The organism is bacterium SCSIO 12643, from assembly GCA_024398135.1.
Taxonomy (GTDB): domain Bacteria; phylum Bacteroidota; class Bacteroidia; order Flavobacteriales_G; family Salibacteraceae; genus CAJXZP01.
The window spans coordinates 1,169,251-1,184,603 of the sequence record CP073750.1; the positions used below are offsets into that span (position 1 = coordinate 1,169,251).

General features: G+C 39.5%; 14 protein-coding genes. 2 read left to right on the forward strand and 12 right to left on the reverse strand.

Annotated features, from left to right (window positions below):
• Positions 1-7 precede the first annotated feature (7 nt).
• From ftsA to mraZ, 12 genes are read right to left on the reverse strand one after another with little or no spacing between them, the layout of a single operon-like run.
• Positions 8-1,309, reverse strand: a complete 1,302-nt coding sequence (gene ftsA / locus KFE94_05055) for a cell division protein FtsA (protein ID UTW67483.1) — start codon at positions 1,307-1,309, stop codon at positions 8-10.
• A gap of 2 nt (positions 1,310-1,311) precedes the next feature.
• Positions 1,312-2,106: a hypothetical protein gene (locus tag KFE94_05060; GenBank protein UTW67484.1), complete on the reverse strand. Its 795-nt coding sequence runs from the start codon at positions 2,104-2,106 to the stop codon at positions 1,312-1,314.
• The gene (locus KFE94_05065; protein UTW67485.1) at positions 2,103-3,458 is read right to left on the reverse strand and encodes a UDP-N-acetylmuramate--L-alanine ligase; all 1,356 of its coding nucleotides are present in this window, start codon (positions 3,456-3,458) and stop codon (positions 2,103-2,105) included. The genes KFE94_05060 and KFE94_05065 overlap by 4 nt, the downstream gene beginning before the upstream one ends.
• Positions 3,458-4,558, reverse strand: coding sequence for an undecaprenyldiphospho-muramoylpentapeptide beta-N-acetylglucosaminyltransferase (gene murG / locus KFE94_05070; protein ID UTW68215.1), 1,101 nt, complete (start codon positions 4,556-4,558; stop codon positions 3,458-3,460). The genes KFE94_05065 and murG overlap by 1 nt, the downstream gene beginning before the upstream one ends.
• Positions 4,545-5,735, reverse strand: coding sequence for an FtsW/RodA/SpoVE family cell cycle protein (locus tag KFE94_05075; GenBank protein UTW68216.1), 1,191 nt, complete (start codon positions 5,733-5,735; stop codon positions 4,545-4,547). The genes murG and KFE94_05075 overlap by 14 nt, the downstream gene beginning before the upstream one ends.
• Before the next feature lie 23 nt (positions 5,736-5,758).
• Positions 5,759-7,087, reverse strand: coding sequence for a UDP-N-acetylmuramoyl-L-alanine--D-glutamate ligase (gene murD, locus KFE94_05080; GenBank protein UTW67486.1), 1,329 nt, complete (start codon positions 7,085-7,087; stop codon positions 5,759-5,761).
• Positions 7,088-7,090: 3 nt separating this feature from the next.
• Positions 7,091-8,341 carry a phospho-N-acetylmuramoyl-pentapeptide-transferase gene (mraY, locus tag KFE94_05085; GenBank protein UTW67487.1) on the reverse strand — a complete coding sequence of 417 codons (1,251 nt, stop codon included), beginning with the start codon at positions 8,339-8,341 and terminating at the stop codon, positions 7,091-7,093.
• Positions 8,341-9,804, reverse strand: a complete 1,464-nt coding sequence (locus KFE94_05090; GenBank protein UTW67488.1) for a UDP-N-acetylmuramoyl-L-alanyl-D-glutamate--2,6-diaminopimelate ligase — start codon at positions 9,802-9,804, stop codon at positions 8,341-8,343. The genes mraY and KFE94_05090 overlap by 1 nt, the downstream gene beginning before the upstream one ends.
• Positions 9,801-11,870, reverse strand: a complete 2,070-nt coding sequence (locus KFE94_05095; protein ID UTW67489.1) for a transpeptidase family protein — start codon at positions 11,868-11,870, stop codon at positions 9,801-9,803. The genes KFE94_05090 and KFE94_05095 overlap by 4 nt, the downstream gene beginning before the upstream one ends.
• A 28-nt stretch (positions 11,871-11,898) precedes the next feature.
• A complete protein-coding gene (locus tag KFE94_05100; protein ID UTW67490.1) occupies positions 11,899-12,309 on the reverse strand; it encodes a hypothetical protein in 411 nt (136 codons plus the stop codon).
• Positions 12,309-13,202 (reverse strand): 16S rRNA (cytosine(1402)-N(4))-methyltransferase RsmH, encoded by an 894-nt coding sequence (rsmH, locus tag KFE94_05105; protein UTW68217.1) that lies wholly within the window; start codon positions 13,200-13,202, stop codon positions 12,309-12,311. Before rsmH ends, KFE94_05100 begins: the two co-directional genes overlap by 1 nt.
• Positions 13,202-13,663, reverse strand: coding sequence for a division/cell wall cluster transcriptional repressor MraZ (gene mraZ / locus KFE94_05110; GenBank protein UTW67491.1), 462 nt, complete (start codon positions 13,661-13,663; stop codon positions 13,202-13,204). Before mraZ ends, rsmH begins: the two co-directional genes overlap by 1 nt.
• A 284-nt stretch (positions 13,664-13,947) precedes the next feature.
• Between mraZ and KFE94_05115 the strand changes: the two genes are divergently transcribed.
• Together KFE94_05115 and KFE94_05120 are read left to right on the forward strand one after the other, a co-directional pair.
• Positions 13,948-14,706, forward strand: a complete 759-nt coding sequence (locus tag KFE94_05115; GenBank protein UTW67492.1) for an alpha/beta hydrolase — start codon at positions 13,948-13,950, stop codon at positions 14,704-14,706.
• Positions 14,707-14,748: 42 nt separating this feature from the next.
• Positions 14,749-15,351 (forward strand): YihA family ribosome biogenesis GTP-binding protein, encoded by a 603-nt coding sequence (locus KFE94_05120; GenBank protein ID UTW67493.1) that lies wholly within the window; start codon positions 14,749-14,751, stop codon positions 15,349-15,351.
• The last annotated feature ends 2 nt before the right edge of the window (positions 15,352-15,353 follow it).

Below are 15,353 nucleotides of genomic sequence, written 5' to 3' on the forward strand. Positions count from 1 at the left end.
ATTAAGATTAATCTGTTAAATCACTAAAAAACGTATCTGAAGTCTTTTTAATCATATCTAAAAAGTTATTCATCCCCGACTTCTTTGACGGAGTTTCAACCTTTTCAATCATTTTCTTTTCTACCGAGCTTTCCGCATCGGTATTGGTTTGTAATCTTTCAAAACCTTTCAAGATCAGCCCCACACCCGTAGAATACATTGGACTTGTAATATCCTCCGTTCCATTAGCTAAGTGCTCAGTTGGATATCCAATTCTCGTATCCATACCCGTTAAGAACTCAAATAATTGCGTAATATTTTTCAACTGAGAACCACCACCAGTTACAACAATACCTGCGATCAATTGTTTTTCTAATCCTGAGTTACGGATTTCATAATAAACCTGCTCAATAATTTCTTCTACTCTTGACTGGATAATACAAGCCAAATTGAATAAAGAGATCTCTTTTGGCTCACGACCTCTTAAACCAGGTATAGACACAATTTCGTTGCTGGAAGCTGTTTCAGACAAGGCGCTACCAAATTTAACTTTCAATTGTTCTGCTTGATTCTTAATGATCGCACAACCGTGCTTAATATCCTCAGTAATAATATTTCCTCCGAATGGAATCACTGCTGTATGACGAATAATTCCTTCCTTAAAGATCGCCACATCAGTGGTACCACCACCTATGTCTACCAATACAACTCCGGCTTCTTTTTCCTCCGCACTTAAAACCGCATCAGCAGATGCCAATGGTTCCAAAATAAGATTATCCACTTCCATATCAGCACCAGCCACACATTTCACAATGTTTTTAGCCGCTGCAATATTTCCGGTAATAATATGGAAATTGGCCTCAAGCCTTACACCAGCCATACCGATTGGATCATGAATTCCTTTTTCATTATCGACAGTAAAGTCCTGAGGCAATACATCAATCACTTTTTCACCAGGTAACATTACCAATTTGTACATTTCCTTGATCAACTGATTGATATCCTTCTGTGTGATTTCAGTTTCAATATTCTCGCGCATGCGGCTACCGCTATGCTGAATACTACGAATATGTTGTCCGGCAATACCCACATTCACCTTACCAATCTCATATCCTGCAATTTCTTCAGCTTCTTTCATCACTTTCTGAATCGCGTCAATGGTTTGGGTAATATGTGTTACCACACCTCTTGATACACCTAATGACTCTGTTCTGGCCATTCCGAGTATTTCAAGTTTACCATGTTCGTTAATAGTTCCAATAATGGCTACGATCTTGGTGGTTCCAATGTCTAGCCCTGCTACGATTTCTTTATGTCCTGTCTGTTCCATAGTTATCGTTTTATACACACAATTTGATCTTTATACTTGAGGTTTATTACTCTATAGTTATTCCATCCGGTTTTACTCAAACCTTCTTTATACAAAATCATTAATTTCGTTAACGACTCATCAATGCTATTTGAGCCATCTATTAAAATCACGTGATTTCCTACTGCTGGGATAAGCTCTATATCCCCATCTTCTTTAAAATATATTTGTTTAAACTGCGCATCCCAAAATGGCACACTCATGAATTTATATGCCAATTGATATGCTTCAACTAATTTCTTTGCTTCAAAATTCTTTTGTGTCAACTGATTCTCATTTGCGAAATTCAAACCTGCAACAACACTATAATCAATATTCAAATCCCCATTAACCACAGGTACCTTTGCCGTATACTTATCAGATAAAGGCATCACATATCCTGCTTTATCCAAATAGAAACTACTCGTTTTTGTAAACACGCGTGCAATCGGTGTACGTTGTTTGATATCCACTTTCAACATGCCATTCAAAGTGGTATATACTTCTGCTTTCTTTACAGAAGGCATCGCATCGAATTGCTTTTCAAGAGCCTTTAAATCCAAATTCACGATAGGCTCCTTACCCGTTTGATATCCATGCGCAAACACCTGACTCTCGATATCCAAATCGTTCACAAAGTAGTTTCCGTCACTGACATCAATATTGACTTTTAAATCGCTAAACTTAACGTCCTGTCTATTCGTTTCAGCCAACCCCATTACGGATAAAATCGCTACAATAGAGATCAAAACAATCGCTATGTTCTTAAACTTTTTCATGCAACAATTAATTCCTTAATAGGTTCAACCAATGTATCTATATCACCTGCGCCCAGAGTGAATAACACTTCAAATTCATTTTGCTTCAAGTAATCCACTACCTTAGACTTTTCAATAATTCGTTTAGGTCCTGTAGTTACTTTTTCCAATAATCTTTCAGAAGTCACCCCATCAATTGGCAACTCCCTAGCTGGATAAATATCCAATAAAATCACTTCATCAAACCCGGATAAAGCTTCTGCAAATTCATTTTCAAAATCGCGAGTTCGTGAATACAAATGCGGCTGGAAGATCACAGATAACTTCTTACCTGAATACATCTCACGCGCAGATTCTAAAACTCTGGAAATTTCAGTCGGGTGATGGGCATAATCATCCACATACACCATTCCTTCTTTCTTGCGTGTAATTTCAAATCTTCTTTTAACCCCTTGAAATGCAGCAATGGCTTCACCAACTTTGTTCGCATCCAGTCCGGAGTTTACCGCAACAGCCATAGCAGCTACAGCATTTTCTACATTATGTCGACCAGGTAACATCAATTCTACTTCAGATACTACACCCTTCGGATAGTAAAAATCAAATTGATATTTTCCATCTACTACACGTAAATTTCTTGCTACGTAAGTCGCTTCTACTTCAATTCCAAAAGTCTCAATCGTCACATTCGACAGATCAAATATGGATGGGATCGCATGATTAATAATTAATCTACCATCTGGTTGAATTCTGCTGGCAAAATCTTTAAAGCTATCCACCAATGAGGCTTCTTCACCATAGATATCCAAATGGTCTGCATCGATAGAATTAATCACCGCAATTTGTGGTTTCAAGTGCAAAAATGAACGGTCAAATTCATCTGCTTCTACCACAAAATATTCGCTTTGATCCGAGTACAGAAAGTTGGTTTGGTAGTTTGTTAAAATCCCCCCAACAAACGCATTAATTTCACCTGAACAATACTTGAAGATATGTGTTAGAATAGCACTCGTGGTAGTTTTCCCATGGGTACCCGCAATAGCCAGGCATTTACCCGAATTACTAATCAAGCCCAAAACTTCTGCGCGCTTCATCGTCACTAACCCACGTTCACGAATCGCAGTCCATTCCGGATTATCACCTGATACTGCTGGTGTGTAAACCACTAAATCTACATTCTCAGGAATCCGATTCGCATCCGGAGTATAATGAATTGCAATACCTTCACGCTCCAATTGAATCGTCAAAGGCGTTTGAGTTTTGTCATATCCCAAAACTTCACACCCATGCAGTTTGAAATAACGCGCTAATGCACTCATTCCAATTCCTCCTACTCCGAGAAAATACACAGTTTGTATGTTGTTGATATTCATCATTTGATTATCGACAAAACTTCATTCGCAATTTGTTGAGCTGCATTTGGCTTGCCCAACTCTTTAATATTTTTCATCAATGACGCACCTTTATCAGGATTTTGCGTCAACTCTGTTACTTCTTTTAGTAATCCGGTTTTTACATCCGCATCTTTTACTAAAATGGCGGCACCTTTATCTACTAAAGACATCGCATTTTTGGTTTGGTGATCTTCCGCGGCATACGGGAATGGGACCAAAATAGTTGGTTTCCCTACCAGACTCAATTCGGAAACAGCTATTGCACCGGCTCTGGAGATCACCATATCTGCAGCAGCATAGCCCAAATCCATTTTAAAGATAAATTCCTTCACGTGAACGCCTTTATCCTGAAACGGTTTTGAAGCTTCGTTTATTTCTTTGTAACTCGTTTTACCGGTCTGCCAAACAATTTGAATCCCCAGATCAATCAACTGCTGTAAATTCTCAAGGATAGCCATATTTACAGATTGCGCGCCTAAACTTCCGCCTACTATCAGCAATGTCTTTTTATTCCGATCTAATCCAAAAAACTCAATCGCGTCATCTCTTTTCCCATCGATCTGTACCACTTCTTTCCTCACTGGATTTCCGGAAAGTACAATCTTATCTTTCGCGAAATACTTTTCCATTCCATCATAAGCCACACATATTTTTTTGGCCTTTCCTGACAAAATTCTATTCGTCACTCCTGGAAATGAATTTTGCTCCTGAATCAAACAGGGTACTCCTTTTTGAGAAGCGACCCTTAATGTTGGACCACTTGCAAAGCCTCCGGTTCCAATCGCCACATCTGGCTTAAATTCTTTTACAATTTTAGATGCCTTCCACATACTGGAGATCAACTTAAACGGGAACATTAAATTATTCACATTTAAACTTCTACTAAAGCCACTGATCCATAATCCTTCAATCTTAAATCCTGCGGCAGGAACTTTTTCCATTTCCATTTTGCCCTTTGCTCCAACGAACAAAAATTCCGCATTCGGATGTTCTTCCTTAATCGCATTTGCAATAGCAATTGCCGGGAAGATATGACCTCCAGTACCTCCCCCACTGACCAAAACTTTAAGCTGTGACATATTTCCTCCCATGTTTTTGTTTTGGTTCCACTTTTTCTTCAATGACCTCTTCTCCTTCCTCTTCTACCGTACGGCTCACACTCAATATGATTCCAATCGCTATGGATGTAAACCACATGGATGTTCCTCCCATACTTACTAATGGCAAAGTTTGTCCCGTTACTGGTAACAGATTCACATTTACCATCATATTGACCATACCTTGAATAACTAATCCAAAGCTGAGCCCTAAAACCAGATTAGCCGCAAAGCTACCCCTGGCCTTTTTTACAATCTTTATCGATCTGTATAACAATATCAGATACAGGAAAACCACCCCAAGGCCTCCGAAAAAGCCATACTCTTCAATTACTATGGAGTAAATAAAATCGGAAAATGAACTTGGCAAGAAATTACGCTGTGTACTATTTCCCGGCCCTTTTCCAAATGCTCCTCCTGTAGCAATGGCAATCTTTGCCTGATCAGCCTGATAGTTACCATTAGGATTCGGCTCATCTGAGCCAAATCGCTCTATCCTTTTTTCCCAGGTTTTAAATCTTGGGAAGGTATCAGGACTTACCTTATATATGGCGAATACTAAAAATATTCCTGCTAATCCTACAGGAATTACACTCAATAAACTTTTGATACTTACTCCGGCCATAAACATTAACATCATGCTCAACATCAAAAGCACTAATGCGGTAGATAAATTGGCAGGTAAAATCAGTCCTACAACCATAGCTACAACACCCATTAATGGAACAAAGGTTCCTTTAAAGTCATCGAGGCTTTTATTTCGAACAGCCAAAAATCTAGCGATGTACATTATAAGGGCAATTTTCGCTAAATCGGATGTTTGAAAACTCTGATTGATTATAGGTATGGTTAACCATCTACTGGCGTTGTTAATGTTATTTCCCATTACCAAAGTGAGCAAAAGCAATGGAATCACCAACCAGACTAAAAACTGTGCAATCTTAGATAGATACCTGTAGTTAATCCGATGGACCAAATAAATAATACCAAAACCTGATAAGACAAAAGTTCCGTGTTTGATGACATAATAAAATGTATTCCCACCCTGGTATTTATACGCCAAAGTCACAATAGAGCTATACACCAAAAGCAATGACAACAATGCCTTTAGCATAACCACCACCCAAATTGCGCGGTCACCACCAAGATATTTAAACATTTTATCTATCACCGATCAAAAGTTTATAAGCTTCTAACTAAGTTCTTAAACACATTACCACGTTCTTCATAGTTTTCGAATAAATCGAAACTTGCACAACACGGAGACAATAACACTGCATCACCTTTATCAGTAAATCTGTAAGCGATACCCACAGCTTCACCCATATCCGCTGCATCATAAATCTCTACCAAATCACCAAACGCAGCATGGATTTTCTCTACATCTTTACCCAAAGCGATAATGAATTTTACTTTTTCTTTTACCAATTCTACTAACTGTGAATAATCATTTCCTTTATCCACTCCACCCACGATCCAAGCGGTTGGCTGCGACATAGATTCTAATGCATACCATCCGGAATTCACATTGGTCGCTTTAGAATCGTTGATGTAATCTACATGAGATATCGTCATAAAATTTTCTAAACGATGTTCTACGTTTTGGAAATCTGACATACTCTCACGTACTACATCTTTACGGATATCCAGTACTTGTGAAATAATCGATGCTGCCATCGAATTGTTGATGTTGTGCTTGCCTTGCAATGCTAATTTTTGAATGCTCATTTTTAAACTACCCTTTATATTAATTGTTATACTCTCATTTTCCAGCCAACCACCTGATACTTGAGGATCTTTAAGGGAAAACCCATGTATCTGTGATTGGATATTGTTTTTTTCTAGCTTGTTTTGAATGACCTCGTCATCCGCAAAAAACACTAGATGATCTTTTGCTGTTTGATTCTGAATGATTCGGAATTTCGAATTGACATAATTGTCGAATTCATAGTTATACCGATCTAAATGGTCTGGTGTGATATTGATGATCGCTGCAATATGAATTACAGTGTCATACATTCGATCCAACTGAAAACTACTGAGTTCCAAAACCCAATAATCATAGTCTGTATCTACCAGTTGTGCGGCCATACTTTGACCAATATTCCCAGCTAACCCCACCTTTAACTTTGCTTTTTTCAAAGTCTCATATGTCAGCAGTGTCGTGGTCGTTTTGCCATTACTTCCGGTTATTCCAATCAGTTTACCTGAAGTATATCTGGCTGCAAATTCAATTTCATCAATCACCGCTGTTCCCTGATCATCTAATTGTTTAATCAGTGGCACGGTATCCGGGATTCCCGGACTTTTGATGACTTCTTTTGCCGCCAGGACACGATCCATCGTATGTCCATTTTCCTCAAACGGAATCTTCGCTTTTGAAAGAACTTTCTTGTATTCGTCTTTTATTTTACCCAGGTCCGATACAAGTACCTGCATTCCTTTAGCTTGAGCCAGAAGCGCTGCTCCGGTTCCACTTTCGCCACCACCCAGTATTACAATTTCACTCACTTCTTATCTGATTTTGAGTGTCACTATACTGAGAACCATCAGCATAATCCCCACGATCCAAAACCTGGAAACAATCTTAGATTCGTGAATACCCTGCTTTTGAAAATGATGATGTAATGGGGCCATTAAAAAGATTCTTCTCCCTTCACCGTATTTCTTTTTGGTATACTTAAACCAACCCACCTGGAGCATTACCGATAGATTTTCCGCCAAAAAGATTCCTGCCAAAAGAGGAAGTATTAATTCTTTTCTTACTGAAAGTGACATCACAGCAATAATTCCTCCCAGCGCCAGCGATCCTGTATCACCCATGAACACCTGAGCTGGATACGAATTATACCATAAGAACCCAACTGCAGCACCTACAAATGCTGCGGAGAACACTACAATTTCCCCACTATGCGGGATGTACATCACATTGAGATAATCGGCAAAAAACTGATTACCCGAAACAAATGCGAATACTGCAATCGCCACACCTATTATGGCGGATGTACCAGCTGCCAATCCATCAATTCCATCGGTCATATTGGCTCCGTTGGACATTGCAGTGATAATCAAGATCACAATCGGGATATAGATCAACCAGGTATATGGTAATAAGTCTTTACTTAACCATGATAGAAACCATTTGTAATCAAACTCATTATTCTTTACAAAAGGAATTGTGGTTTTTGTGGACTTCGTTTCTTGCCAAACAAATTTCTCGGCCGTTTCATTCTTTTTTAAGTTTCCAGCTTCAGCTTGTGCTACGTTAGTTGCCCCATTGGCAACCTGATGACGTACCACTACATCTTGATTGAAATACAGAATTGAACCTACAATGATTCCAATTCCAATTTGCCCAACAACTTTAAACTTTCCTTTAAGACCTTCCTTATTCTTCTTGAACACTTTGATGTAATCATCAATAAACCCAATGGCACCTAACCATACCGTTGAGATCAAAAGCATAATCACATAAATATTATCCAACTTAGCAAACAACAATGTTGGAATCAGGATAGAAGCCAGAATAATCAATCCTCCCATGGTTGGGGTCCCTGCTTTTTCCATTTGTCCCTCAAGTCCTAAATCACGAACAGATTCACCTACTTGTTGTTTACGAATCAGGTCAATAATTCTCCCACCAAAAACCATGGAGATCAACAGCGAAACCACAATCGCCATCGCAGCACGAAAAGAAATATACTGAAACAATCCAGCTCCAGGCATTCCCAATTCTTGTAGATATTCAAATAAATAATACAGCATTATTCTTGTTTTTGGTTTAAGAGATTTTCTAAAATTTCGACATCATCAAAATGATGTTTAACACCTTGTATATCTTGATAGGTCTCATGACCTTTTCCTGCTACCAATATGATATCTCCTGATTGCGCCAGTGCTGAAGCTACTTTTATGGCTTCTGCTCTATCCAGAATACTCAGAGATTTCTTCTTTTGAATTGGATCTAAACCAGCCACCATTTCATCAATGATGGTTTGTGGATCTTCAGTTCTTGGATTATCAGAAGTAATAATGACCTGATCACTCAGTTTAGCTGCAATCTGCGCCATTTTCGGACGTTTTGCTTTATCTCGATCACCTCCACATCCAACAACAGTGATTACTTTTTCGTTTCCTGTGCGAATCTTCGAAATAGTATCCAATACATTATTTAGGGCATCTGGAGTATGCGCATAATCCACAATACCATTTACACCATTATCACTATCCACCTGTTGGAATCTCCCAGGTGCAGGCGCGATTTGAGAAATGCTGGTCAATACATCAATTTCATCCTGCCCACACGAAACAGCTACACCGTAAATGGCTAACAAATTGGATGCATTAAACTCTCCAATCAATCGGGTCCACACTTCATGTCCGTTTACATTGAGCTGTAATCCATCAAATTGATTTTCGACAATCTTTGCTTTATAATCAGCCATGGACTTTAGCGAATAGGTCTGTATTTGACTTGCGGTTCCCTGAACCATCTGTGCCCAGTGCTTATCATCCTTATTCACTATTGAAACTGTATTTGGACCTAACATTCCAAATAACTTTCTCTTGGCTTCTATATAATTATTGAATGTGCCGTGATAGTCTAAATGGTCATGTGTAATATTCGTAAAGACAGCTCTACTGAACACTACTCCGCTTACACGATGTTGTTCCAACGCATGCGAGCTCACCTCCATAAAGCAATAGTCACATCCTTCGTCTACCATCTCAGCAATCAATTGATTCACCTTTACAGCATCCGAAGTAGTATGCGTAGATTGAATCTCTCTTTCCCCAATTCGATTAACTACCGTTGAAAGCATTCCACAGTTGTATCCCAGCTTGGTAAACAAATCAAAAAGCATGGTTACAATACTGGTTTTCCCATTGGTACCGGTTACTCCAATCACCTGTAGTTTTCGCGATGGCACATCGTAAAAGTTAGCCGCCATACATCCTAGAGACTCAGCACTATCACTTACTTTAACATAAGTCACATTTTCGTGCAATTGATCCGGAAGCGCTTCGCAAACCACTGCTACAGCTCCTTGCTCAATCGCTTTTTCGATGTAATGATGACCATTTACCACTGTACCGTTTACCGCAACAAAAACTGAAAACTTAGAGACCTCGCGTGAATCAAAACACACCTGCTCAATAGCCAAATTGGTAGTCCCAACGACCTCCTTAATTCTGGAGCGATATAATATGTCCTTTAATAATTTCACGCTAAACTCAATTTTATTTTCATTCCCCTTTGGGTAATCACAAATCCCGGAGCAATGGACTGTGCTTTCACGACTCCACGACCTTCAATCTCCACTTTAATTCCTTTATTTTCTAATAGGTAAATTGCATCTTCTACATCCATCCCCACCACATTAGGCACCATCTGCCCTTCATATCTTTTTGTTTTCACCGCCACTGAATCTTTTCCAGTACTTACAGCAACCCACTGCGCATTTTCCATCTCCGTATATGGCACCTCTAATTCCTGATAGACATCAGATAAATCATCGTAATCACCATTTTTAGATATTGGAATTCTTGGTCGTTGGGTTTCTACATTCTGCGCCACCAATTCATCTTGCGCATCCAAACTAGTAGAGTACACTTTATTGGCAATTTCTTTAAAGATTGGCCCTGCTACCAGATTTCCATAATACACATTTTTACTTGGCGCATTCACCACAACAATGCAACTATACAATGGCTTATCCGCTGGGAAATACCCGCAGAAAGAAGCTTGATATGACTTACGTCCTTTATATCCACTACTCCCCTTTGATATTTGTGCAGTCCCGGTTTTACCTGCAATCGAGAAACTCGCATTTCGCAAATTTTTCGCAGTACCATCACGCACCACTTCTTCCAACATCTCTTTTGCTTTAGCAATAGTCTCTTTACTCGCCACAGATTCTTTTAGGATTATTGGATGAAATGTCTTTACCTCATCACCATAATTGGTAATCGCTTTAGCGAACATCGGCTTCATCATTCTACCATCGTTTGCTACCGCATTATAAAAGGTCAACAACTGCAACGGAGTCAACTCCAACTCGTACCCATGAGAAATCCACGGTAATGACAACCCTGACCAGGTAGAATCGTTCGCAGACTTTATATATGGCGTCCCCTCACCACTAATCTCCACACCCAACTTTTTGTTTAAGCGCATTTGATATAGATGATTGATAAATTTTTGAGGATCCTCTTTATAGTACTTCTCAACAGTCTTTGCTATAGCAATATTAGACGACTTCGCAAACGCTTCTTTTACTGTAATCTCTCCATACCCTCCTTCATGAGAATCATACATGGTTGTTTTATAAAACACATGTTTCCCATTTCCAGTTTGAATCTTATCATCCAGATCTACATATCCATCCTCCAGCAAAGCCATCCAGGAAGCCAACTTGATCGTTGACCCAGGTTCGGTTGCTGCCCCAATCGCATAGTTATATCGTTCTCTATAAGTACCATCCGAACCTTTTGACAGATTAGCAATAGCACGAATCTCCCCCGTTCTTACCTCCATTAAAACCACACATCCGTATGCCGCCTGATGCGCCTCCAACTGCCTCAACAATGCAGCTTCCGCTACATCCTGAATATTGATATCTATAGTTGTTACTAAATCATATCCGTCTTGCGGCTCGATATCATCAGAATCGCTAATCGGCATCCAGGTACCACCAGCAATCTTTTTCTCCAGACGTTTCCCGCTTACCCCACGTAGTTCTTTACGGTAAGCCGCTTCCAATCCTACACGCGCACCATTCTCACGATCATAACCAATGGTCCGTTCCGCCAGAATTCTAAATGGCTTTTGACGCTTATTCTGCTGCACATATATAAACCCGCCTTTATAACGACCTTTATTAAAGATTGGAAATTCACGCATTGCTTTCAAATCCGTAAACTTCACATTTCTTCTAATTAAATAATATCGCTTTCCTTTTTGACGCGCATTAACCAATTCCGACTTATATGATGCTGCAGAACGATCTTTAAACAAATCCGCCAGCTTCCACGATAAGCTATCAATATTATCTTCGAAAACAGCATCAGTAATGGCATCTGCGTTTGGGTCAAAACGCACTTCATACTTCGGAACGGATGTCGCCAACAAGCTCCCATCTACTGCGTAGATATTTCCACGTACCGCATCAATCGTACGATAGTCGATCGTAAGGTTCTCAGATTTTTGACGCCACTCCTCTCCTTCAATCAACTGAATTTGAAGCACACGCGCAAGCACCGCCACCATACCAAGTGCCACCAGAACAAACATGAAGAAACTTCTTCTTAATATGATTGTTTTATTTTCCAACTAATGCGTCCTCTCTATATTTTTCTAATTCTGATTCGGTTATCTCAATTTTTTTTGGTGGTTGAAAAGACTCCTCCAGAGCCAATCCTTTTTCGTGTAATATTTTTATCAATTCAGATTGCTTTGTTGCATACATCAAATCCGACTTAATCGTGATGTACTCGGAACGCATTTCTTTCAACTCAGCCTTGTTTCGATTAATTTGACGCACAGAGTCTTCAGCAGAATATCCTATACCTATATATACCAAACCCAAAAACACCAAAAACCCCACATACGGCAAATGCTTAATCAGCATCTCACTTCCGAAGAACTCTCCGCTCATCACCCCAACAAATGCACGACCCACTCCTGCAACCTTTGGCACTTCCACCTTGATATTTTCTACATCCTGCTCCATTACACTCTTACCGCAACTCGAAGCTTCGCACTTCGCGCACGTTGATTTTCTTCTATTTCTTTTTCTGTCGGCACAATCACCTTCCTATTTACCGGCTCAAATGGACGCACCAGATTCCCATAAAAATCTTTCTCCTGCTTCCCTTCAAAATTTCCGGTTCTCATATAGTTTTTTACCAACCGATCCTCCAATGAGTGATAGGTAATTACGGACAACCTTCCATTTGGTTTCAGCACTTTCTCAGTAGCTTTCAACATCTCCTTCAAAGCACCTATCTCATCATTCACCTCTATCCGAAGCGCCTGAAACACCTGCGCCATATAATTCTTTCCAATCTTCCCCACCTTAGCCGCATCAGCAACACGCAACAAATCGCTCACCCTATTAATAGGAGTCACAACCCGCTCACCCACAATCTCCGCAGCCAACCTTCTTGCATTTTTCAACTCTCCATACTCCCTAAACACACGAATCAAATCTGACTCTTCATATGTGTTCAACACCTTCTTCGCATCCAGATCCGCGTTTTGATTCATTCGCATATCCAAATCCGCATCCCCTCTAAATGAAAAACCTCGTTCCACCTCATCAAACTGATGAGAAGAAACTCCCAGATCAGCCAGCACCCCATCCACTTGAGCCGCTTTATGCATTTTCAAAAAATTAGACAGATACCTAAAGTTTTGTGGAATCAGCGTAAAACGTTCATCTTCCAGTGCATTTGCATGCGCATCCGCATCCTGATCAAACCCAAACAATCTTCCATCACCCAAAAAATTCAATATCTCCCTGGAATGACCACCTCCACCAAAGGTGACATCAACATAATCTCCCGATGGGTTAATCGCTAACCCTTCAATCGATTCGCTTAACAGAACAGGTTTGTGATACATCATTCTTCTGTATTATCAATTTCTCCCATGACATCTTCTGCCAACTGAGCAAAATCTTCTATATCTTCATTCATTACTTGTTCGTACTTCGCCTTATCCCACACCTCTATTCTATTCGCGTACGCAAAAAGGACAATCTCTTTTGCTATACCCACACCAGCCATTAGCGGCTTTGGCAATAACAACCTTCCCGTTCCATCTAACCCCAACTGTGTTGCCCCATTATGAAACTGTCTATAAAACTTCCTGTTTTTGGTCACAAACAGATTTAGCTTCTCAAACTTTTTAGTCTCCAATTCCCACTCATTCATCGGATACAATACCAAACACCCTTCGAACCCGCGATTGATCACAAATTGATCTTTAGCGGCAGGATCGAGCTGTCGTTTCAAACCAGCAGGCAGCATAAACCTCCCTTTGGCATCCACTTTACATTGATATTCACCTAATAAGCTTGACATCAGTACACTTCAATTTCAAGTCGTAAAAATATCCAAATTTTTACCACTTTTTACCACTTTTTACCACTTTGTTGAAAACTTTCTGATTTCTAGCACTTTTCAACGCCATAGATGCACTGTTTTTTAACGGGTTATGTAGTGTCACAAAGAACAGATTTACGGAGATTCATTTTTTTTGGAAAGGCGCATTATTCCTAACATACATTTGTGAATAGCGGCCAGAATTAATGGCCGTTTATATTAAGAATTGGTTAATTTTGAGTTTCTAAAATCGTATGCCTAGGATGGAAGAAATTATTAAAAAAGATGGGGATTTTGAATACGTTGAAGTTGGAGATGGCCCGGTTATCATTGTTCTTCACGGTCTATTTGGAGCACTAAGTAACTTTAAAGATGTGCTGGATCATTTTAAAAACGACTATAAGGTTGTCATCCCGATCATGCCTCTATACACATTGCCGGTTTTAAGCACAAATGTCAAAAGCTTAATGAAATACGTAAGTGAGTTTATCGAATTCAAATCTTACGATCGTGTTAATTTACTTGGAAACTCTCTGGGTGGGCATGTCGCATTAGTATATGCTTCTAAATACCCTGAAAAAGTAGATACATTAACACTTACCGGAAGTTCTGGTTTATATGAAAACTCTATGGGTCAATCTTATCCGAGAAAAGGGAATATTGACTACGTAAGAGAACGTGTAGAGTATACCTTCTACGATCCGAAAACGGCAACTGACGAACTGGTAAACGAATGTTTCGCCATAGTCAATGATCGCAAGAAAACACTAAAGATTCTTTCTTTAGCCAAATCTGCTATTCGACATAATATGGCAGAGGAGCTACCTAATATGACAATGCCAACTTGTCTAATTTGGGGGAAGCAAGATACCATTACTCCTCCTGAAGTAGGAGAAGAATTTAACAAGCTGATGCCTAATTCTGAATTATTCTGGATGGATAAATGTGGACACGCACCAATGATGGAAAAACCAGAAGAATTCAATAGCATATATCGAAAGTGGCTTTCCAAGACATTATAAATTGGTCTAAGCTCTAATCTTATCATTTTAATTTGCGTCATTATGAAAGTTAAAAACGCCAAATTCGTCATGAGCAACTCGGACTATAAAAAATGTCCAACTCCGGATTTGCCGGAATATGCTTTCATCGGTCGTTCTAATGTGGGTAAATCTTCTTTGATTAACGCGCTGACCAATCGCAAAAGCCTCGCTAAAACTTCTGGCAAACCAGGAAAAACGCAATTAATCAATCACTTTATGATTAATGATGATTGGTATCTGGTGGATTTACCTGGATATGGGTATGCTTCGGTATCAAAAACCAAGCGGGCTGAATTTCAAGTTTTTCTAAGAGCTTATTTGAAAAACAGAGAAAACCTCATGTGCACATTTGTGCTTTTAGACTCCCGATTAGAACCTCAGAAAATTGATATGGAGTTTATGCAATGGATGGGTGAGCAACAAATTCCTTTCGTGATGGTTTTTACAAAAATCGACAAACTGAATAGCTCTCAGCTAAGTAAAAACATGAGAAAGTATCAGTCGAAGATGTTGAACTCCTGGGAGGCATTACCAAAAATATTTCACACTTCTTCGGTCACTAAATTCGGTTCTGATGACATCCTCAAATTTGTGGAACAAACCAACACACTTTTTAAAGACTAATT

What these genes read in the sequence shown, in the direction of transcription:
- ftsA (UTW67483.1), bottom strand. Translation starts at nt 1,309, where the DNA reads ATGGAACAGACAGGACATAAAGAAATCGTAGCAGGGCTAGACATTGGA.
- KFE94_05060 (UTW67484.1), bottom strand. Translation starts at nt 2,106, where the DNA reads ATGAAAAAGTTTAAGAACATAGCGATTGTTTTGATCTCTATTGTAGCG.
- KFE94_05065 (UTW67485.1), bottom strand. Translation starts at nt 3,458, where the DNA reads ATGAATATCAACAACATACAAACTGTGTATTTTCTCGGAGTAGGAGGA.
- murG (UTW68215.1), bottom strand. Translation starts at nt 4,558, where the DNA reads ATGTCACAGCTTAAAGTTTTGGTCAGTGGGGGAGGTACTGGAGGTCAT.
- KFE94_05075 (UTW68216.1), bottom strand. Translation starts at nt 5,735, where the DNA reads ATGTTTAAATATCTTGGTGGTGACCGCGCAATTTGGGTGGTGGTTATG.
- mraY (UTW67487.1), bottom strand. Translation starts at nt 8,341, where the DNA reads ATGCTGTATTATTTATTTGAATATCTACAAGAATTGGGAATGCCTGGA.
- KFE94_05095 (UTW67489.1), bottom strand. Translation starts at nt 11,870, where the DNA reads ATGTTTGTTCTGGTGGCACTTGGTATGGTGGCGGTGCTTGCGCGTGTG.
- KFE94_05100 (UTW67490.1), bottom strand. Translation starts at nt 12,309, where the DNA reads ATGGAGCAGGATGTAGAAAATATCAAGGTGGAAGTGCCAAAGGTTGCA.
- rsmH (UTW68217.1), bottom strand. Translation starts at nt 13,202, where the DNA reads ATGTATCACAAACCTGTTCTGTTAAGCGAATCGATTGAAGGGTTAGCG.
- mraZ (UTW67491.1), bottom strand. Translation starts at nt 13,663, where the DNA reads ATGTCAAGCTTATTAGGTGAATATCAATGTAAAGTGGATGCCAAAGGG.
- KFE94_05115 (UTW67492.1), top strand. Translation starts at nt 13,948, where the DNA reads ATGGAAGAAATTATTAAAAAAGATGGGGATTTTGAATACGTTGAAGTT.
- KFE94_05120 (UTW67493.1), top strand. Translation starts at nt 14,749, where the DNA reads ATGAAAGTTAAAAACGCCAAATTCGTCATGAGCAACTCGGACTATAAA.